The organism is Hydrogenophaga sp. (assembly GCF_011772445.1).
Lineage (GTDB): Bacteria > Pseudomonadota > Gammaproteobacteria > Burkholderiales > Burkholderiaceae_C > Hydrogenophaga.
Genome location: NZ_WVZN01000024.1, coordinates 13,061 through 32,336, shown reverse-complemented (window position 1 = coordinate 32,336; position 19,276 = coordinate 13,061). Strand labels below are relative to the sequence as shown.

Annotated in this window: 18 protein-coding genes and 3 pseudogenes; 5 read left to right on the top strand and 16 right to left on the bottom strand. The window is 69.3% G+C overall.

Annotated elements, in window-relative coordinates; all coding sequences use genetic code 11:
• Window positions 1–35: 35 nt before the first annotated feature.
• A complete protein-coding gene (locus GTO19_RS10720) occupies window positions 36–1,643 on the bottom strand; it encodes a carboxyl transferase domain-containing protein (RefSeq protein ID WP_291020921.1) in 1,608 nt (535 codons plus the stop codon).
• 167 nt (window positions 1,644–1,810) lie between these two features.
• Between GTO19_RS10720 and GTO19_RS10715 the strand changes: the two genes are divergently transcribed.
• The 3 genes from GTO19_RS10715 to GTO19_RS10705 are packed head-to-tail and all read left to right on the top strand — an operon-like array spanning window position 1,811 to window position 4,621.
• On the top strand, window positions 1,811–2,785 hold the full coding sequence (locus GTO19_RS10715; RefSeq protein WP_291020990.1) for an AraC family transcriptional regulator: 975 nt from the start codon (window positions 1,811–1,813) through the stop codon (window positions 2,783–2,785).
• 55 nt (window positions 2,786–2,840) lie between these two features.
• Window positions 2,841–3,521, top strand: coding sequence for a Fe2+-dependent dioxygenase (locus GTO19_RS10710; protein ID WP_291020920.1), 681 nt, complete (start codon window positions 2,841–2,843; stop codon window positions 3,519–3,521).
• Entirely contained in the window at window positions 3,506–4,621 is a 1,116-nt protein-coding gene (locus GTO19_RS10705) for an alpha-hydroxy acid oxidase (protein ID WP_291020919.1), read from the top strand. The genes GTO19_RS10710 and GTO19_RS10705 overlap by 16 nt, the downstream gene beginning before the upstream one ends.
• Before the next feature lie 9 nt (window positions 4,622–4,630).
• Here the strand turns inward: GTO19_RS10705 and GTO19_RS10700 are convergent, their stop codons facing one another.
• On the bottom strand, window positions 4,631–5,272 hold the full coding sequence (locus GTO19_RS10700) for an HAD family phosphatase (RefSeq protein WP_291020918.1): 642 nt from the start codon (window positions 5,270–5,272) through the stop codon (window positions 4,631–4,633).
• Window positions 5,269–5,615 (bottom strand): annotated as a pseudogene (locus GTO19_RS10695) (YchJ family protein). The gene GTO19_RS10700 and the pseudogene GTO19_RS10695 overlap by 4 nt, the downstream one beginning before the upstream one ends.
• 98 nt (window positions 5,616–5,713) lie before the next feature.
• Between GTO19_RS10695 and GTO19_RS10690 the strand changes: the two are divergent.
• Window positions 5,714–6,418, top strand: coding sequence for a glutathione binding-like protein (locus GTO19_RS10690; protein ID WP_291020917.1), 705 nt, complete (start codon window positions 5,714–5,716; stop codon window positions 6,416–6,418).
• A 3-nt stretch (window positions 6,419–6,421) separates the two neighbouring features.
• On the opposite strand, the gene GTO19_RS10685 is transcribed toward GTO19_RS10690, so the two are convergent.
• From GTO19_RS10685 to GTO19_RS10640, 10 genes and pseudogenes are all read right to left on the bottom strand, one after another.
• Entirely contained in the window at window positions 6,422–7,885 is a 1,464-nt protein-coding gene (locus GTO19_RS10685) for a TrkH family potassium uptake protein (protein WP_291020916.1), read from the bottom strand.
• Between the two features lie 13 nt (window positions 7,886–7,898).
• Window positions 7,899–9,290 carry a Trk system potassium transporter TrkA gene (gene trkA / locus GTO19_RS10680; RefSeq protein WP_291020915.1) on the bottom strand — a complete coding sequence of 464 codons (1,392 nt, stop codon included), beginning with the start codon at window positions 9,288–9,290 and terminating at the stop codon, window positions 7,899–7,901.
• A 120-nt stretch (window positions 9,291–9,410) separates the two neighbouring features.
• Window positions 9,411–10,541 (bottom strand): annotated as a pseudogene (locus tag GTO19_RS10675) (acyl-CoA dehydrogenase family protein).
• A 2-nt stretch (window positions 10,542–10,543) separates the two neighbouring features.
• Window positions 10,544–11,176 (bottom strand): pyridoxamine 5'-phosphate oxidase family protein, encoded by a 633-nt coding sequence (locus GTO19_RS10670; protein ID WP_291020914.1) that lies wholly within the window; start codon window positions 11,174–11,176, stop codon window positions 10,544–10,546.
• A 12-nt stretch (window positions 11,177–11,188) separates the two neighbouring features.
• A pseudogene (locus tag GTO19_RS10665) lies at window positions 11,189–11,765 on the bottom strand (SDR family NAD(P)-dependent oxidoreductase).
• Window positions 11,766–11,775: 10 nt separating this feature from the next.
• Window positions 11,776–12,957, bottom strand: a complete 1,182-nt coding sequence (locus GTO19_RS10660; RefSeq protein ID WP_291020913.1) for an acetyl-CoA C-acyltransferase — start codon at window positions 12,955–12,957, stop codon at window positions 11,776–11,778.
• 31 nt (window positions 12,958–12,988) lie between these two features.
• Window positions 12,989–13,645, bottom strand: a complete 657-nt coding sequence (gene can / locus GTO19_RS10655; RefSeq protein ID WP_291020912.1) for a carbonate dehydratase — start codon at window positions 13,643–13,645, stop codon at window positions 12,989–12,991.
• A 37-nt stretch (window positions 13,646–13,682) separates the two neighbouring features.
• The gene (locus GTO19_RS10650; protein WP_291020911.1) at window positions 13,683–14,864 is read right to left on the bottom strand and encodes an isovaleryl-CoA dehydrogenase; all 1,182 of its coding nucleotides are present in this window, start codon (window positions 14,862–14,864) and stop codon (window positions 13,683–13,685) included.
• Between the two features lie 33 nt (window positions 14,865–14,897).
• Window positions 14,898–15,356: a PaaI family thioesterase gene (locus GTO19_RS10645; RefSeq protein ID WP_291020910.1), complete on the bottom strand. Its 459-nt coding sequence runs from the start codon at window positions 15,354–15,356 to the stop codon at window positions 14,898–14,900.
• A 97-nt stretch (window positions 15,357–15,453) separates the two neighbouring features.
• On the bottom strand, window positions 15,454–15,858 hold the full coding sequence (locus tag GTO19_RS10640; RefSeq protein WP_291020909.1) for a MerR family DNA-binding transcriptional regulator: 405 nt from the start codon (window positions 15,856–15,858) through the stop codon (window positions 15,454–15,456).
• 123 nt (window positions 15,859–15,981) lie between these two features.
• Here GTO19_RS10640 and GTO19_RS10635 point away from each other — a divergent pair, with 123 nt between their 5' ends.
• Window positions 15,982–17,049: an MBL fold metallo-hydrolase gene (locus GTO19_RS10635; RefSeq protein WP_291020908.1), complete on the top strand. Its 1,068-nt coding sequence runs from the start codon at window positions 15,982–15,984 to the stop codon at window positions 17,047–17,049.
• Here GTO19_RS10635 and GTO19_RS10630 read toward each other — a convergent pair.
• From GTO19_RS10630 to gmhB, 3 genes are read right to left on the bottom strand one after another with little or no spacing between them, the layout of a single operon-like run.
• Window positions 17,036–17,932 (bottom strand): M48 family metallopeptidase, encoded by an 897-nt coding sequence (locus GTO19_RS10630; RefSeq protein WP_291020907.1) that lies wholly within the window; start codon window positions 17,930–17,932, stop codon window positions 17,036–17,038. The genes GTO19_RS10635 and GTO19_RS10630 overlap by 14 nt on opposite strands.
• 7 nt (window positions 17,933–17,939) lie before the next feature.
• A complete protein-coding gene (locus tag GTO19_RS10625) occupies window positions 17,940–18,683 on the bottom strand; it encodes a 1-acyl-sn-glycerol-3-phosphate acyltransferase (protein WP_291020906.1) in 744 nt (247 codons plus the stop codon).
• A 10-nt stretch (window positions 18,684–18,693) separates the two neighbouring features.
• Complete coding sequence (gmhB, locus tag GTO19_RS10620; RefSeq protein ID WP_291020905.1) at window positions 18,694–19,272, bottom strand: D-glycero-beta-D-manno-heptose 1,7-bisphosphate 7-phosphatase; 579 nt, start codon at window positions 19,270–19,272, stop codon at window positions 18,694–18,696.
• Between the last annotated feature and the right edge of the window lie 4 nt (window positions 19,273–19,276).

The following is a 19,276-nucleotide window of genomic DNA, read 5'->3' as shown; positions in this document are numbered from 1 at the left end:
CCTTTGATGTGTATGAAAATGCGAAATCATACACATCACATGCGGAACACACCAAATTTCGGCTCGCCGATCGGCGCGTTCAGCGTGGCCGACATGGCCAGGGCCAGCACGCGGCGCGTGTCGGCCGGGTCGATCACGCCGTCGTCCCACAGGCGCGCGCTGGAGAAGTACGGGTGCGACTGGTGCGCGAACTGGTCGAGCAGGGGCTGCTTGAACTTCGCCTCTTCCTCCGCGCTCCAGGATCCGCCCTTGGCCTCGATGCCGTCGCGCTTGACGGTGGCCAGCACGCTCGCGGCCTGCTCGCCGCCCATGACGCTGATGCGCGCGTTGGGCCACATCCAGAGAAAGCGCGGGCTGTAGGCGCGCCCGCACATGCCGTAGTTGCCCGCGCCGTAGCTGCCGCCGATGATGACGGTGAACTTGGGCACCTGCACCGTGGCCACGGCCGTCACCATCTTGGCGCCGTGGCGCGCGATGCCTTCGCTTTCGTACTTGCGGCCCACCATGAAGCCGGTGATGTTCTGCAGGAACAGCAGCGGCACCTTGCGCTGGCCGCACAGCTCGATGAAGTGCGCGCCCTTCAGCGCGCTCTCCGAGAACAGCACGCCGTTGTTGGCCACGATGCCGATGGGCATGCCCTCGATGTGCGCGAAGCCGCAGACCAGGGTGGCGCCGTAGCGCGCCTTGAACTCGTGGAACGCCGAGCCGTCCACCAGGCGCGCGATGACCTCACGCACGTCGTACGGCTTGCGCGTGTCGGTGGGGATGACGCCGTAGATTTCCTCCGGCGCGTACCTGGGCGCGCGCGGCTCGATCAGCGCCTGCGCCACCTCCTTGCGGTGGTTGAGCGTGGCCACGGCCTGGCGCGCCAGCGCGATGGCGTGCGCGTCGTTCTGCGCCAGGTGATCGGCCACGCCCGAGAGGCGCGTGTGCACGTCGCCGCCGCCCAGGTCTTCGGCGCTCACGATCTCGCCGATGGCGGCCTTCACCAGCGGCGGGCCACCCAGGAAGATGGTGCCCTGGTTCTTGACGATGATGGTCTCGTCGCTCATGGCGGGCACGTAGGCGCCACCGGCCGTGCACGAGCCCATGACCACCGCGATCTGCGGGATGCCCTGCGCGCTCATGTTGGCCTGGTTGTAGAAGATGCGGCCGAAGTGCTCGCGGTCGGGGAAGACCTCGTCCTGGTTGGGCAGGTTGGCGCCGCCCGAGTCCACCAGGTAGATGCAGGGCAGGTGGTTCTGCATGGCGATCTCCTGCGCGCGCAGGTGCTTCTTCACCGTCATCGGGTAGTAGGTGCCGCCCTTCACCGTGGCGTCGTTGCAGACGATGAGGCAGTCGACCCCGCTGACGCGGCCGATGCCGGCGATCAGGCCGGCGCAGGGCGCGTCGCCGTGGTACATGCCGTGCGCGGCCAGGGGAGCCAGTTCCAGGAAAGGCGTGCCCGGGTCCAGCAGCATCTGCACGCGGTCGCGCGGCAGCAGCTTGCCGCGCTTGACGTGCTTGGCGCGCGCGGCCTCGCCGCCGCCTTGCGCGGCCTTGGCGAGCTGGACCTTCAGGTCCTCCACCTGGGCGCGCATGGCCTCGGCGTTGGCCTGGAAGTCGGCCGATCGGGGGTTGAGTTTGGTCTCCAGGATGGACATGGCCGGTCTCGTCTTGTGTGGGCGAACGAGGGGGGAGGGTACACCCGGGGCGCAAGGGGCCGGGCGCCAAGGCGGTTGCAAATCGCGCCACTTCGGTGGCTTGCTGGCACACTCCTGCGGTGGCCACCGACAACCCCGATCTGCTGCAGGGCCCCGCCCTCACGCCCATGGCGCTCGTCAAGGCCATGGCGCTGGCCTACCGGGCGCGCGGGATGGACCCGTCGAACGCGCTGGCTCAGGCACAAATTCCGCCAGCCGACCTGAACGATCCGCGCGCGCGCATCACGGCCGCGCAGATGGAGGCCGTGTCGTACGCCGCCATGCGCGAGCTGGACGACGAGGCCCTGGGCTGCTTCGAGCGCGCCCTGCCCTGGGGCAGCTACGGGCTGCTGGGGCGGGCCTCCTTGTCGGCGCCCACGCTGGGCGTGGCGCTCAAGCGCTGGTGCCGCCACCACGGGCTGCTGGCCGAGGCCGTCGCGCTGAACGTGGAGACCAGCGGCGAACGCGCCGAGATCGTGCTGCGCCTGCACCACGACCCGGGCCCGCTCACCGAGCTGTGCGTGGTCTCGGTGCTGCGCAACATCCATGGCCTGGCGGCCTGGTTCGTGGACTCGCGCATCCCGCTGCTGGAGGCGCGCTTCCCCTATGCGCCACCGCCGCACGTCGACGCCTACCCGGTGCTGTTCGACGCCCCGGCCCGCTTCGGCACCGACGAGGGTGCGATCGCCTTCGACGCGCGCTACCTGGCGCTGCCGCTGCGCCGCGACGAAGCGGCCATGAGCCAGTTGCTGCAGCGCGCGCTGCCGCTGACGGTGCGCTCCTACCGGCGCGACCGCCTGCTGGTGCAACGCGTGCGCCAGTTGCTGGCCAGCCAGCCGCTGGACACGCACAACGCCGACGACCTGGCCGCCCTGCTGCACACCTCGGCCCGCACGCTGCACCGGCAACTGAAAGAGGAAGGCGCCAGCCTGCAGGCGCTGAAGGACGAGGTGCGGCGCGAGCGCGCTAGCCAGTGGCTGCTGCGCACCGACCGCCCGATCAAGCAGGTGGCCGAGGCGGCGGGGTTCCGCAACGAGAAGAGCTTCATCCGCGCGTTCCGCGCCTGGACGGGGCAGTCGCCGGGGGAGTGGCGGCGGCGATGAGCCGATGGCCTCACAATCGGGAATCGTTCTCATTCGATCAAGGTCCACGACGCCCATGATGCTGCGCATTCCCCAGGTGCTGACGCCCGAGCAGGTGCGCCAGTGCCGCCAACTGCTGGAGACGGCCGACTGGACCGACGGCCGCGCCACCGCCGGCCACCTCGCCGCGAAGGTCAAGGACAACCAGCAGCTCGGCGACGACCAGCCCGCGGCACGGCAGGTGGGCGACCTGATCCTGCAGGCCCTGGCTCAGCACCCCCTCTTCATGTCGGCCGCCTTGCCGCTGAAGGTGCTGCCGCCGCGCTTCAACCGCTACCAGGGCGGCGGCCAGTACGGCGCGCATGTGGACGCGGCCATCTTCAGCGTGCCGGGTACGCCGCACCGCATCCGCAGCGACTTGTCGGCCACCCTGTTTTTCAGCGAACCGCACGAGTACGAGGGTGGCGAACTGACCGTGCAGGACAGCTTCGGCCAGCACAGCGCCAAGCTGGCGGCGGGCGACCTGGTGCTCTACCCCGGCACCAGCCTGCACCATGTCACGCCGGTCTCGCGCGGTGTGCGGCTGGCGTCCTTCTTCTGGATCCAGAGCCTGGTGCGCGACGACAGCCAGCGCGCGCTGATGCTGGAACTGGACACCGCCATCCAGCAGCTCGCGCGCGACACCCCCGGCCACCCCTCGCTGGACAAGCTCACCGGCGTGTACCACAACCTGCTGCGCCAATGGGCGAACACCTGAAGCCGCCCCTGACGCGCATCCCGCCCGAGGTGGCCGCCGTCAGCGACTACGAGCCCCTGGCGCGCGAGCGCATGACGCAGGCCGCCTGGTCCTGGCTGCAGGGCGGTGCGGCCGACGAGATCACCGTGCGCGAGAACCAGGCCGCCTTCCAGCGCCTGCGCCTGGCGCCGCGCGTGCTGGCCGATCTGGCCGGCGGCCACACACGGCTCACCCTGCTGGGCCAGGCCTTCGACCACCCGGTCTTCGTGGCCCCCGTGGCCTACCAGCAGCTGGCGCACCCCGACGGCGAAATGGCCACCGTGCTCGCGGCATCGGCCCTGGGCGCGGGCATGGTGGTGAGCACACAGGCCGGCCTGCCGCTGGAGTCGCTGGCGCGCCAGGCCAAGGTGCCGCTGTGGTTCCAGCTCTACGTGCAGCACGACCGCGGCTTCACCCGCGAACTGGTGCATCGCGTGGAAGCGGCCGGCTACCGCGCCTTGGTGGTGACGGTGGATGCCCCCGTGAGCGGCACGCGCAACCGCGAGCAGCGCTCCGGCTTCGCGCTGCCGCCCGGGCTGAGTGCGGTGAACCTGCAGGGCGCCCACAGCCTGCCGCCGCATACCGCGCCGCCCGGTACGCCGCCGCTGTTCGGCAGCCCGCTGGTGGACACCGCCCTCACCTGGCGCGACATCGCCTGGCTGCGCCAGCAGACCGTGCTGCCCATCCTGCTCAAAGGCGTGCTCTCGCCCGAAGACGCCGCACGCGCGGCCGACGAAGGCCTGGCCGGCGTGATCGTTTCCAACCACGGCGGGCGCGTGCTCGACACCGTGCCCGCCACCATCGTCGCCCTGCCCGCCATCGCGCGCGCCGTCGCCGGGCGCCTGCCCCTGCTGCTGGACGGCGGGGTGCGCCGCGGCACCGACGTATTCAAGGCCCTGGCCCTGGGCGCCTCGGCCGTGCTGGTGGGCCGGCCCGTGCTGCACGGCCTGGCCGCCGCCGGCGCACCGGGCGTGGCGCACGTGTTGCACCTGCTGCGTGCGGAACTGGAGATGGCCATGGCGCTGACGGGTTGCCGCACGCTGGCGGACGTCGACGCCTCGCGGATCTGGCGGGGCGACTGAGGCGCGGCGTCAGAGACGCAACTCGCGCATGTGGTGGAACACACGCGCCACCGGCAAGCCGTCGAAAGCGCGGCCGTGGCCTTGGGTGCAGAAACCCCAGACGGTGGCACCCGCCGCCAGGCCGGCCTGGGCGCCGGGTGCCGTGTCCTCGATGACCAGACAACGCGTCGGGTCCACGCCCAGGTGCGCGGCGGCGGCCAGGTAGACGTCGGGCGCGGGTTTGGAGCGCGGCAGGTCGTGGCCGCTGAAGACGGCGTCGCCGAAGAAGCGGGACAGGCCGACCTTGTCGAGCTGCATCACCACCTTGGGCCGGTCGGCGCCCGAGGCGCAGGCGATGCGTCCGCCCGTGAAGGCGTGCAGGTGCGCCACCGCGTCGTGCACGCCCTCGATGGCCCGCAGCTCGGCCATGAGACGCGCATTGCGGCGCGTGTAGAAGGTCTGCAGCCAGGCATCGGTGAAGGGCTTGCCGGTCTCGGTCTCGATGCGTTCGCGCAGGTCGCGCACGGCGCGGCCGATGAACAGGCGCTCGCATTCCTCGCGCGTGATCGCCCAGCCGGCCTCGACGAGCGATTCGCGCAGCACGCCGTTGGTGATGGGCTCGCTGTCGACGAGTACGCCGTCGCAATCAAACAGAACCGCGTCGAAGCTCATGCCTTGTCTTTCGTGATGAAGTCACCGTCCAGGTAATACCAGTGCCCGCCCTCGCGCACGAAGCGGCTGCGCTCGTGCAGGCGGGTGGCGCGCCCGCCGACGCGCGAACGCGCAACGAACTCCACCTCGGCGTGGTCCGGGTCGATCTCGCGGTGCGCGCGCACCTCCAGACCGAGCCACTTCACGCCGGGTTCGAGATCGAGCGAGACGGGCCGCGTGCTGGCGTGCCAGGTGGCCNNTCGGCGTCGGGGGCGGGCGTGCCGGTGCCAAGGTAGCGGCCGCAGCAGGCGCCGAAGGCGGGGCCGCGCCCGCAGGGGCAGGGCTCGCTGGTGGGAGTAGGCATCGGTGGTCGCAAGAGAGAACGGATTATCGATGTCCCTGCAAACCCTGGGGCCACACGGGGCGGGCCGCACAATGCGCGCCAACCAAAAAGGAGAACCCATGAGCGCCCTCGACAGCTTTCCCATCACCAGGAAGTGGCCCGCCCGCCACCCCGACCGCCTGCAGCTCTACTCGCTGCCCACGCCCAACGGCGTGAAGGTGTCCATTGCACTGGAAGAAACCGGCCTGCCGTACGAGCCGCACCTGGTGCGCTTCGACACCAACGACCAGTTCTCGCCCGAGTTCCTCTCGCTCAACCCGAACAACAAGATCCCCGCCGTCATCGACCCGAACGGCCCTGAGGGCAAGCCGATCGCGCTGTGGGAATCGGGCGCCATCCTGGTCTACCTGGCCAGCAAGACGGGGCAGCTGATGCCCGCCGGCACCAGCGAGCGCTACGAGACCCTGCAGTGGCTGATGTTCCAGATGGGCGGCATCGGCCCCATGTTCGGCCAGCTCGGCTTCTTCCACAAGTTCGCCGGCAAGGACTTCGAGGACAAGCGCCCGCGCGACCGCTACGTGAACGAGAGCAAGCGCCTGTTGGCCGTGCTGAACCAGCACCTGAAGGGCCGGCGCTGGATCATGGGCGACCAGTACACCATCGCCGACATCGCCACCTTTCCCTGGGTGCGCAACCTCGTGGGCTTCTACGGTGCCGGCGAGATCGTCGGCTTCAGCGACTTCCCCGAAGTCCAGCGCGTGCTCGACGCCTTCGCTGCACGGCCTGCGGTGCAGCGCGGCCTCAACATCCCCGCACGGGACTGAGCGTCACTTTTTCCAGAAGTGGCCGGTGAAGAGAACGAGGACCGTGAGGAACTCCAGCCGGCCCAGCAACATCGCGAAGCTCAGCACCCAGATCTGGCCGTCGTTCAACACGCCGTAGTTGCTCGACGGCCCCACCAAGCCAAGGCCGGGACCGATGTTGTTGACGGTGGCGATCACGGCCGAGAACGCGGTGACGATGTCCAGTCCGCTCAGCAGCAGCGCCATCGTCAGGCCCACGGTGGCGGCGCCATAGATGAGCATGTAGCCCAGCACCGCATTCATCACCTGCGGCGGCACCACGCCGCCGGCCAGCGTCACCGGGTTCACCACGCGCGGGTGAATGATGCGCACCAGCTCGCGCCGTGCCTGCTTGATCAGCAGCACCATGCGGACCATCTTGATGCCGCCCCCCGTCGATCCCGCGCAGGAGGCGAAGCAGCCGAGGAAGATCAGCAGCACCGGTGCAAACACCGGCCACTGCGCGTAGTCGGCGGACGAGTAGCCCGTCGTGGTGGCCACGGACACCACATGAAACGCCGCGCTGCGCAGTGCGGTGCCCACGTCCGTGTACACGCCGTTCACCAGCAACAGCAAGGTCACCACGGCGATGGCCAGGACAAGCACCACGAGGTAGGTCCGGATCTCGCGGTCACCGATGATGGGCCGCAGCGAACGGCGCTTGATCATCACGAAATAGCGCAGGAAGCTGATGCCCGCCATGGTCATGAAGGCGGTGGCCACCCATTCGACGCGCGCCGAATCGAAGTGGCCGATGCTGCCGTCGTAGGGGGAGAGTCCGCCCAGGCCCATGGTGGTGCACATGTGCATGAAGGCGTCGGCCCAGCTCATGCCGGCCCAGCGGTAGGCCAGCATGCAAGCGCCGGCGAACAGCGCGTAAACGCCCCAGAGGCCGCGAGCCGTCTCGGCGATGCGTGGCGTGAACTTGGTGTCCTTCATGGGCCCCGGCGTCTCGGCCCGGTACAGCTGCATGCCACCCAGGCCCAGCAGCGGCAGGATGGCCACCACCAGCAGCATGATGCCCAGGCCACCGATGAGCTGCAGGAAGCAGCGCCAGACGTTGATGGACACGGGCAGCAGATCCAGCCCAGAGATGGCGGTGGCGCCCGTGGCGGTGAGCGCGCTCATGGCCTCGAAGTACGCCTTGCTCAGGCTCAGCTCGGGCACGGCGTAGACGAGCGGCGCCGCCGCGTAGGCCGGCAGCACCAGCCAGACCAGGTTCACCAGCAGGAATCCGTCGCGCGGCAGCAGCTCGCGTCGGTGGTGGCGAGTGGCCAGCGACAGCAGCCAGCCACTGAGCACGGCCGCCGCGAAGCCGAAGGCCCAGATCAGCACGTGGTGCTCCTGGTCGAGGAACCAGGCCCAGGCCATGGGCACCAGGAAGGCCGGCGAAAACGCCAGCAGCACGCGGGAAAAGACCGAGAGAACGGGCAGCCAGAGGGATTGCATGGTCGCTCGACGCTCAGCCGAAGAAGGTGGCGCTCACCTGGAACAGCTTTTCGACCTCGCGCACCAGGCGCTTGTGCGGAATGAACAGGATGAGGTGATCGCCGTCCTCGATCAGCAGGTCGTGGTGCGGCATCAACACCTCGGAATTGCGCCCCTCACCGCGCACGAGGGCGCCAATGCGAGCGCCCTTGGGCAACTTCACTTCCTCGATGCGGCGGCCCACGAGTTTGCTGGTCTTCACGTCGCCGCGCGCGATGCCCTCGAAGGCCTCGGCCGCGCCGCGCCGCAGGCTGTGCACGGCCGCCACGTCGCCGCGTCGGATGTGGGTGAGCAGCTCGCCGATGACCGCCTGCGAAGGCGAGATGGCGATGTCGATGGTGCTGCCCTGCATCATGTCGGCGTAGGCGCGGCGGTTGATGAGCGCCATCACGCGTCCGGCGCCGAGGCGCTTGGCGAGCATGGCCGACATGATGTTGTCCTCGTCGTCGCTGGTGAGCGCAAGGAACATGTCCATCTGGCCGACGTTTTCCTCCTCCAGCAGGTCCTCGTCGGCGCCATCGCCCTGCAGGATCAGCATGCTCGACGGCAACTGGCTTGCCAGGTACTCGCAGCGCTTCTTGTCGCGCTCGAGCAGCTTCACCTCGCACTGGCCGACCAGGCTGCGCGCCAGGCGCAGGCCCACCTTGCCGCCCCCGGCGATCATCACGCGCTGCACGGGCTTGTCGATGTTGTGGATGGCCGAGAGCACGTCGCGGATCTTGTCGGTGTCGGCCAGCACGAAGATCTCGTCGCCCGCGAGGATGCGCGTGGACGGCGTGGCCTCCATCTCGGTGTCGAGCCGGTACAGCGCGACCACGCGCATCTCGCAGCGCGTGTAGCGCTCGCGGAATTCGCCGATGGTGTGGCCCACGAGGGAGCCGCCGTGGTTGGCGCGCACGGCGATCAGGCTGGCGCGGCCGCCGGCGAACTCCAGCACCTGCAGGGCCTCGGGGTAACTGATGAGCTGACGGATATAGCCCGTGACCGATTCTTCGGGGCACAGCACGTGGCTGACGGAGAAGCCGGTCTGCGAGAGCAGTTCGTCGCCTTCGGCGAATTCAGGCGAGCGCAGGCGCGCAATGGTGGTGGGCACATTGAAAACGTCGTGCGCCACTTTGCAGACCACGAGGTTGGTCTCGTCCATCGCGGCGCAGGCGATGACCATGTCCGCGTCCTTGGCGCCAGCGTCGCGCAACACCGAGGGCTGGATGCCGTTGCCGACCACGCCGCGCAGGTCGAGTCGGTCCTCGAGCTCGCGCAGGCGGGCCGGGTCCAGGTCGATGACGGTGATGTCGTTTTGCTCGGAGACCAGGCTCTCGGCCACGCTCTCACCCACACGGCCCGCCCCGAGGATGATGATGTTCATGTGGAAATGGTACCCCCCGCGCCGCCTGCGGCGTCACCCCCCAGGGGGCGATGCCTGCGGACCGGCGGAGCCGGATCCGCGGCATCCTCGATCGGCCCGCGCGCCGCAGGCATCGTCGACTCAAGCCAATGCGCGCTGGATCAGGATCTTCTGCACGTCCGAGGTGCCCTCGTAGATCTGGCACACGCGCACGTCGCGCTAGATGCGCTCGACCGGAAAGTCGTTCACGTAGCCGTAGCCGCCGTGCACCTGGATGGCGTCGCTGCACACCTTCTCCGCCATTTCGCTGGCGAACAGCTTGGCCATGGCGGCTTCCTTCAGGCAGGGCCGGCCGGCGTCGCGCAGCGCCGCCGCGTGGTGGGTGAGCGCTCGCGCCGCCTCGATCTGCGTGGCCATCTCGGCCAGACGAAAGCCCACCGCCTGGTGGTTGAAGATGGGCTGGCCGAAGCTTTCGCGCTGTTTGGCGTAGGCCACGGCGCACTCGAAGGCGCTGCGCGCCATGCCGATGCTCTGGGCCGCGATGCCGATGCGCCCGCCCTCCAGCGCCGACAAGGCGATCCGGTAGCCCTCACCCTCCTCGCCAATGAGGTTCTCGGCCGGAATGCGGCAGTTCTCGAAGTTGATCTGCGCGGTGTCGCTGCTGTGCTGGCCGACCTTGTCCTCCAGCCGCGCCACCACGTAGCCCGGCGTGTCGGTGGGCACCACGAAGGCGCTCATGCCGCGCTTGCCTGCGGCCTTGTCGGTCACCGCGATCACGATGGCGAGCTGGCCGTTCCTGCCGCTGGTGATGAATTGCTTGACGCCATTGAGCACGTAGTCGCCGCCCTGCTTGACCGCCGTGGTGCGCAAGGCCGAAGCGTCGGAACCCACGTGTGGCTCGGTGAGGCAGAACACACCCAGCATCTGCCCGGCCGCGAGCGGGCGCAGCCAGCGCTCCTGCTGCCGCGGGTTGCCGTAGCGCATGAGGATGGCGTTGACGGGGCAGTTGGTCACGCTGATGGCCGTGCTGGTGCCGCCATCGCCGGCCGCGATTTCTTCGAGCACGACAGCCAGGGTCACGTAGTCCAGGCCAGCACCGCCCAGCGCTTCGGGCACGCAGATGCCATAGGCGCCGAGCTCGGCGAGGCCCCGGTGCGCGTCTTTCGGAAAGTGGTGTTCCTTGTCCCACTTTGCGGCGTGGGGCCAGAGCTCGGCCTGGGCGAAGGCGCGCACGGCCTCGCGGATGGCTTCCTGGTCGGTGCTCAGCAGCATGCTCAATCCTTGTCGGGGGTTCGTTCCTGCGCCAGTTGTGCGAGGTAGCGCGCCCGGGTCGCCTCCTCGCTCTCCAGCACCAGGTGGGCGCCCAGTTGGTCGCGAATCATCTGGTTCATGCTGGGGAGGCCGGCGCGGTCGGGCCAGGTCTCGGGCGTCCAGAGCCGCGACCGCATGAAGGCCTTGGCGCAGTGCAGGTAAAGCTCTTGCACGGCGATCTCGATCACGAGCTTCGGACGCTGGCGCTCCTGCGCGAAGCGGTCGACGAATTCGGCCTCGTCGCGCAGGCGCGCGCGGCCATTGACGCGCAGGGTCTCATCCACGCCGGGCAGCAGGAAGATCAGCGACAGGCGCGGGTCGGCGAGCAGGTTCTCCAGCGTATCGAGCCGGTTGTTGCCGCCCGAGTCGGGGAAGAGCAGGGTGTGGTCGTCGAGCACCTTGACGAAGCCCGGATCACCGCCGCGCGGCGAAGCATCGAGCAGACGCCCATTGGCCCCGCCGCTGGCGAGCACGCAGAAGGGCGAGAGCGCGATGAAGCGGCGCGCGTGTATGTCGACGTGCGACAGCTGCTTGAGCCGCGCCCGTTCGCCCGGGGCGGCGTAGAGGCTGCGCAACTGTTCGAGGGTCTGGATCATGGGAGCCTCGATTCACCAGCCGTCGAAGGGCCGGCCGTCGTGGTCGATGAAGCGGCCGCCTTCGCGGGGCGTGAGGCGCGCGATCGTGCGGCGCATGTCCGCCACGCTGCGCTCGGGCGTGAGCGGGGCCGAGGCACCGCCCATGTCGGTCTGCACCCAGCCAGGCGAGAGGGCGACGAGGACGGCCTCGGGGTAGTCNNGCGCTGGAGAGAAAGGCGAAGCGGCCGCGCGCGGCCTCCACCAGCGGCGCCACCTGCGGGATCACCTGCATGGCGCCCAGCAGGTTGGCGTGCATGGCGTGGTCAAAGGCCTCGCGCGTGGGCGGCGACGCGGCGCTGCCTTGCGGAAACACACCGGCCACGTACAGGGCCACGTCGAGCTTCTCGCCATCGAGCTGCCAGGCCAGGCCGCTCACGCTGGCGGGGTCGGCCACGTCCACACGCAAGGCCTCGGCGCCGAGGTCGCGCAGACGCGCGAGGCCGGCGTCGTCGCGCGCCGTGGCGATCACACGATCACCCGCCTCGCGGTACTGGCCCACGAATTCGAGGCCGATGCCGCGCGACGCGCCGATGACGAGGACCGTGGCCACGGTGCGCCGATCAGATCAGTTCTATGGCCATGGCGGTGGCTTCGCCGCCGCCGATGCACAGCGTGGCCACGCCCTTCTTGCCGCCGCGCGCCTGCAGCGCGTGGATGAGCGTGACGAGGATGCGCGCGCCGCTGGCGCCGATGGGGTGGCCCAGCGCGCAGGCGCCGCCGTTGACGTTGAGCCTGTCGTGCGACACCTTGAGCTCGGCCATCAGGGCCATGGGCACCACGGCGAAGGCCTCGTTCACCTCCCACAGGTCCACGTCCTCCACCTTCCAGCCGGTGGCGGCCAGCAGCTTCTGCGTGGCGTAGACGGGCGCGGTGGTGAACCAGTTGGGCTCCTGCGCGTGCGTGGTGTGGCCCACGATGCGCGCGATCGGCTTGGCGCCCAGCGTCTTCGCGGTGGATTCCTTGGCCAGGACCAGGGCAGCGGCGCCGTCGTTGATGGAGGAGCTGGAGGCTGCCGTGATGGTGCCGTCCTTCTTGAACGCGGGCTTGAGCGCCGGGATCTTGTCGAGCTTGATCTTGCCCGGGCCCTCGTCGATGGAGACCACGCGCTCGCCGCTGCGGTCCTTCACGGTGACGGGGGTGATTTCCTTCGCGAAGGCGCCGCTGTCGGTGGCGGCCTTGGCGCGCGACACGGACGCGGTGGCGAAGGCGTCCTGCTGCTCGCGCGTGAAGCTGTACTTGGCGGCGCAGTCCTCGCCGAAGGTGCCCATGCTGCGGCCGGGTTCGTAAGCGTCTTCCAGGCCGTCGAGCATCATGTGATCGAAGATCTTGTCGTGGCCCATGCGGTAGCCGCCGCGGGCCTTCTGCAGCAGGTAGGGGGCGTTGGTCATGCTCTCCATGCCGCCCGACACCATCACCCGCGCGCTGCCGGCCATGAGCATGTCGTGCGCCAGCATCGTGGCCTTCATGCCCGAACCGCACATCTTGGACAGCGTGACGGCCCCGGTGGACAGCGGCAATCCGCCCTTGAGTGCGGCCTGGCGCGCGGGCGCCTGCCCCTGGCCAGCCATCAGGCAGTTGCCGAACAGCACCTCGTCGACGCTTTTCGGATCGACGCCGCTGCGTTCGATGGCGGCCTTGATGGCGGCACCGCCGAGGTCGTGCGCGGCCAGCGCGGTGAAGTCGCCCTGGAAGGCGCCCATGGGCGTGCGCGCGGCGCCGAGGATGACGATGGGGTCGGACATGGAGTGCTCCTGGTTCTGAGAGGGTTCGGGTTCAGCGCTGGCGCGAGCCGACCTCGGCCACGGCCTTGCGGTAGGCCTGGTCAAGGTCGTCGTTGCCGCGCACGGTCATGAACAGGTCTTGCAGCAGGCCGTCCTTGAGGCCATACACCCAGCCGTGCAGCGTGACGTTCTGCCCACGGTCCCAGGCGTCCTGCAGCACGGTGGTCTGCACGGTGTTCATCACCTGTTCGATCACGTTCAATTCGCACAGCGCGTCGTGGCGCTGCGCCTCCGGCAGGCCGGCCAGCAGGACGGCGTGCTTGTCGCGCACGTCCTTGATGTGGCGCAGCCAGTTGTCCGCCAGGCCCACGCGGGTGTCGCGCAGCGCGGCCAGCACGCCACCGCACCCGTAGTGGCCCACCACCATCAGGTGCTCGACCTTGAGCACGTCGACCGCGAACTGCACGGTGGACAGGCAGTTGAGGTCGGTGGGCACCACGACGTTGGCCACGTTGCGGTGCACGAAGACCTCGCCCGGGTCCAGGCCGGTGATCTGGTTGGCCGGGACGCGGCTGTCGGAGCAGCCGATCCACATGTAGCGCGGGCTCTGCTGCTGCGAGAGCCTGGTGAAGAAGCCGGGGCGCTCGGCCTCGACCTGGGCCGCCCAGCGCCGGTTGTGGTCGAGCAGGTGTTGGAGATCGTCGTTCATGGGGATGGATTGTCGTGCCCGCGAGACGCCCGCGCCTTCACATGGTTTCGGCAAACAGCTCGCGGCCGATCAGCATGCGCCGGATCTCGCTGGTGCCGGCGCCGATCTCGTAGAGCTTGGCGTCGCGCCACAGGCGGCCCAGCGGGTACTCGTTGATGTAGCCGTTGCCGCCGAAGATCTGCACGCCTTCGCCGGCCATCCAGGTGGCCTTTTCGGCGGTCCACAGGATCACCGAGGCGCAGTCCTTGCGCACCTGTCGCACGTGCTCGCTGCCCAGCATGTCCAGGTTCTTGGCCACGGTGTAGGCGAAGCTGCGCGCGGCCTGCAGCACGGTGTACATGTCGGCCACCTTGCCCTGGATGAGCTGGAACTCGCCGATGCTCTGGCCGAACTGCTTGCGGTCGTGAATGTAGGGGATCACGTTGTCCATCACCGCCTGCATGATGCCCAGCGGGCCGCCGGTGAGCACGGCGCGCTCGTAGTCGAGCCCGCTCATCAGGACCTTGGCGCCGTTGTTGAGGCCGCCCAGGATGTTCTCGGCTGGCACCTCCACGTTCTGGAACACCAGCTCGCCGGTGTGGCTGCCGCGCATGCCCAGCTTGTCGAGCTTCTGCGCAATGCTGAAGCCCTTCATGCCCTTCTCGATCAGGAAGGCCGTGACGCCGCGGGCACCCAGTTCGGGCTCGCTCTTGGCGTAGACCACGAGCGTGTCGGCGTCGGGGCCGTTGGTGATCCACATCTTGCTGCCGTTGAGCAGGTAGTAGCCGCCCTTGTCCTCGGCCTTGAGCTTCATGCTGATGACGTCGGAGCCGGCGCCGGGTTCGCTCATGGCCAGCGCACCGACGTGTTCGCCGCTGATGAGTTTGGGCAAATACTTCTGGCGCTGCGCGTCGTTGCCATTGCGCTTGATCTGGTTGACGCAGAGGTTGGAGTGCGCGCCGTAGCTCAGGCCCACCGAGGCGCTGGCGCGGCTGATCTCTTCCATGGCGACCATGTGGGCGAGGTAGCCCATGTTGGCGCCGCCGTAGGCCTCGGGCACGGTGATGCCGAGCACGCCCAGTTCGCCCATCTTGCGCCACAGGTCCATGGGGAACTGGTCGCTGCGGTCGATCTCGGCCGCGCGTGGCGCGATCTCGGCCTGCGCGAAGTCGCGCACCGCGTCGCGCAGCGCGTCGATGTCGTCGCCGAGCTGGAAGTTCAGGCCGGGCAATGAGGTCATGGGGTGTCTCCTGGTGTCGATGGTGTGTGGGGATCAGCCGCGCACGTTCTCGCGGCCGAGCACGGTCATGAGGGTGCAGCCCATGGTGGCCACGAGCTTTTCCTTGCCCTGGTGCAGGGCGTAGGCCTGGCCCTCGGCCACGGTAACGGTGCGCCCGGGCTTGATGACGGTGCCGACCATGCGGAAGGACTCGCCTTGCGCCGGCGCGAGCAGGTTGATCTTGAATTCGATGGTGAGCACGGCCGCCTCGGCGGGCATGAGCGAGAAACCTGCGTAGCCGCAGGCCGAATCGAGCGCGGTGGACACCATGCCGGCGTGCAGGAAGCCGTGCTGTTGCGTGAGGTGCGCGGCCCAGGGCAGCGTGATGACCACGCGGCCCGGCGCCACCTCGGCGAGGGTGGCGCCCAGCGTGTCCATGGCGGCCTGGCGCGCAAAACTGTCGCGCACGCGCGCCTCGAAGTTCGGGTCCTGTGCCTGGAAGGGGGTGCTCATCGGTGCGGGCCGCGAGGGCCGAAAGACTGGACAGCCCCGGATTCTAGGTTGACGTTTACGTAAACGTCAAACCGACGGTCGGGCGGGCCGAAACGGCTCAGGCGCCCTTTCGCTCGATCTTGTTGAGCAGGGCGCGCGCCTCCTTCTCGTGCGTCTTCACCTCGTCCAGGTTGGCCACCAGATCGGCCATCTGCTCCTCGAGCTGGCGGCGGTGTTCGGCCAGCACGGCGAGGAACTTGCGCAGCTGCGGCCCCGTGTCGCGCGGGCTGTCGTACATGTCGATGATGTCGCGCGCTTCGGTGAGCGAGAGGCCCAGGCGCTTGGCGCGCAGCGTGAGCTTGAGCCGCGTGCGGTCGCGCGCGCTGTAGACGCGGTTGCGACCACCGGGACCTTCGCGCAGCGGTTGCAGCAGGCCCACGTCTTCGTAGAAGCGGATGGCGCGCGTGGTCAGGTCGAATTCACGCGCCAGGTCGCTGATGGTGTAGGTGGGGTTGGTGGCCATGTGCCGAGGTCGGTGTCGGGTGACGGACAGGTGCGGATGCGTGGGCTCCGTAGAATGCCCTTTTCTTGACGTTTACGTCAACGTCAAGGCGCGCGCATCTTACTGAAATCGTCCCCCCACGCCATGAGCCTTACCCGCGACCAGCTCGAAGCCCGACTGCATTACCCACTGGGGACCGCCCTGCCCGAGGCCGGCCGCGCGCTGGAAGTGGCTGCCGGCGTGAAGTGGATCCGCATGACCCTGCCCTTCGCGCTGGACCACATCAACCTCTGGCTGCTGCGCGACACGCTGGACGGGCGCGAGGGTTGGACGGTGGTGGATTGCTGCATCGCGCGCGACGAGGCGAAGGCGCAGTGGGAGCAGGTGTTCCAGCACGAACTCGATGGCTTGCCCGTGCTGCGCGTCATCGTGACGCACATGCACCCGGACCACATCGGTCTGGCGCACTGGCTGTGCGAGAAGTGGAACTGCCGGCTCTGGATCAGCGCCACCGACTACGTGATGGCGCGCCTGGGGACGCAGACCACCACCGGCTTCGGCGGCGATGCGGCGGCGGCCTATTTCGCCAGCCACGGCCTGCTGGACCCCGAGAGCGTGCACAAGGTGCGGGCGCGCGCGGGCTACTACCCGAACCTGGTGCCGGCCGTGCCGGCGCAGTCGCGTCGCCTGATCGACGGCCTGGTGGTGCGCATCGGCGACCACGACTGGCGCTGCATCAGCGGCTACGGCCACGCGCCCGAGCACATCGCCCTGTGGTGCGAGGCGCTGAAGCTGCTGATCAGTGGCGACATGGTGCTGCCGCGCATCTCCACCAACGTGAGCGTCTACGAGCAGGAGCCCGAGGCGGATTCGCTCAAACTCTTTCTCGACTCCATCGACAAGTTCCTGCCGCTGCCGCCGGACACGCTGGTGCTGCCCTCGCACGGCCGCCCGTTCACCGGCCTGCACGAGCGCATCCAGCAGCTGCACACGCACCACGAGGAGCGCCTGGCCGAGCTGGTCGCCGCCTGCCGGGAAAAGCCGCTGAGCGCCTTCGACGCGCTGCCCGTGCTGTTCCAGCGCCAGCTGGACCTGCACCAGACCACCTTCGCCATGGGCGAAGCGGTGGCGCACATGAACCGCCTGTGGCACGCGGGCACGCTGGCCCGCACGCGCGGCGACGACGGCGTCTGGCGCTTCAGCCTTCGCTGAGGGGCAGCGCCGCGTCCTTGAGCGCGCGGCGGCGCTCGGCGTGGTCGGGCATCACGCTGGCCACCACGTCCCAGAAGCGCGGGCTGTGGTCCATGTGGTGCAGGTGACTCAGCTCGTGCACCACCACGTAGTCGATCATGTCCATCGACAGGTGAATGAGCCGCCAGTTGAGGCGGATGCGCCCGTCGGCGCTGGCGCTGCCCCAGCGCGTGTCGGCGTTGGACAGGCTCAGCTTCGTCCACTGCACGCCCACACGCGGTGCGAAGAGGTCCAGCCGCTGCGTGAACACGGCGCGCGCGTGGCGCATGAGCCAGGCCTGCGCGGCGTCGCGGATCTGCGCCTCGCTGGCGTGGCGCGGCAGGCCGATGCTCAGCGTGCGCGTGGCCGCGTCGAAGGCGCCGCCGCGACCGGAAAAGCCATGCGCCGGGTCGAGCACCAGGCGCGCGGCTTCGCCCAGCAGCGGCAGCTCGGTGCCGTCGGCCCAGCGGATGCGGGAGCTGGCCTGGCGTTCGGCGCGCTCGCGCGCCTCGGCCAGCTTGTCGAGCACCCAGCCGGCCTTTTCCTGCAGCACGGCCTCGACATCGCCCAGCGTGCTCCAGCGCGGCGCGCGCACGCTCAGGCCTTCATTGCCGACACTCAGGCCGATGGTGCGGCGCTTGCCGCGCAGGAATTCGTAGCCCACCTCGCAGCCGCGCAGGCGCACCAGGCGATTGGCGCGCGGGTGGTGCCAGGTGCCGGGCTGAAAGACCTCGGCCAGAGGCAGCGCGTGATCGGTGCCCACCGACACGACGGGGGCTGGCGGCGTGGCGACGGGCGCTTCGCGCGGGGGCTCGGGCTCGGCGGCACCGAACAGATCGAACGCGAGCTGCACGAAGCGCTGCATGGCCGGTTCAGCGATAGGCCTCGGGGTCGAGGCGCCGCATTTCGCCCTCGATCCAGGCCTCGACCTCGCGCATGAGTTCGTCGGCCTCGCGGCCCTGGCTGGGAATGGGCTTGCCGATGGAGAAGTCGACCACGCCGGGGCGCTTGATGAAGGCCTTGCGCGGCCAGCACTTGGCCGAGCTGACGGCGATGGGGATCACCGGCGCGCCGGTGGCCACGGCCAGGCGCGTGCCGCCGGTCTTGTAGGTGCCCTTCTCGCCGCGCGGAATGCGCGTGCCTTCGGGAAACATGATCACCCAGGTGCCCTGGTCGAGCAGCCTCTGGCCCTGCTCGACCACCTTGTTGAAGGCCTGGGTGCGCTTGCTGCGGTCGATGTGGATCATGTCCAGGCGGCCCATGGCCCAGCCGAAGAAGGGCACGTAGAGCAGCTCCTTCTTGAACACGTAGGCCAGCGGGTGCGGCATGAGCGTGGGCATGGCGAAGGTTTCCCACGTGGACTGGTGCTTGAGCAGCAGCACGGCCGGCGCGGTGCTGCCCACGGGCAGGTTCTCCCACCCCGTGACGCGGTTGCGGATGCCCAGGATCCAGGTGCCGCTGTGCACGGCCACGCGCAGCCAGTTGGCGCACATCCAGTACAGCGTGGTGCTGCTCACGAACGGCGAGGCGGCGATGACCACCAGCGCCCAGGGAATCACGGTGATCACCATCACCAGCAGGTGCAGGACGGAGCGCAGGAAGTTGACGGCGATCATGCGGGCTTGTTCAGGCGGGAAGCTTGGACGCGGGCGGAACCTGGGCCAGCAGCCAGTCGGCGAAGGCGCCGAGGTCGGCGTGGACCTGGGTGCCCGGGGGCAGGCCGGGCATGGCCGCGGCGGCCTGGGTGCCCAGCGCGGCCGACTGGCCGGTAAGCAACAGGTGCGTGGCGCAACCGGCGGCGGCCGCCGCCTGCACGTGGCGCAGCGAGTTGCCGGCGGCCGGCACCTCGGCCAGCGGCACGCCGAAGCGCGCGCCGATCTGGTGGAACAGGCCGGGCGCGGGCTTGCGGCAGCCGCAGGCGTCCTCGGGGGCGTGCGGACAGATGAAGATGGCTTCCACGCGCGCGCCGGCGGCGGCCATCAGCCGGTGCATCTTCAGGTGGATGGCGTTGAGCGAGGCCATGTCGAACAGGCCCCGGCCGATGCCCGACTGGTTGGTGGCGAGCACCACACGCCAGCCACCGTGGTTGAGCCGTGCGACGGCCTCGAGCGCGCCGGGCAGCGGCTCCCACTCGTCCGGCGACGCCACCTTGTCGTCGCGGCCGCGGTTGAGCGTGCCGTCGCGGTCGAGGATGAGGAGCTTCATGCCG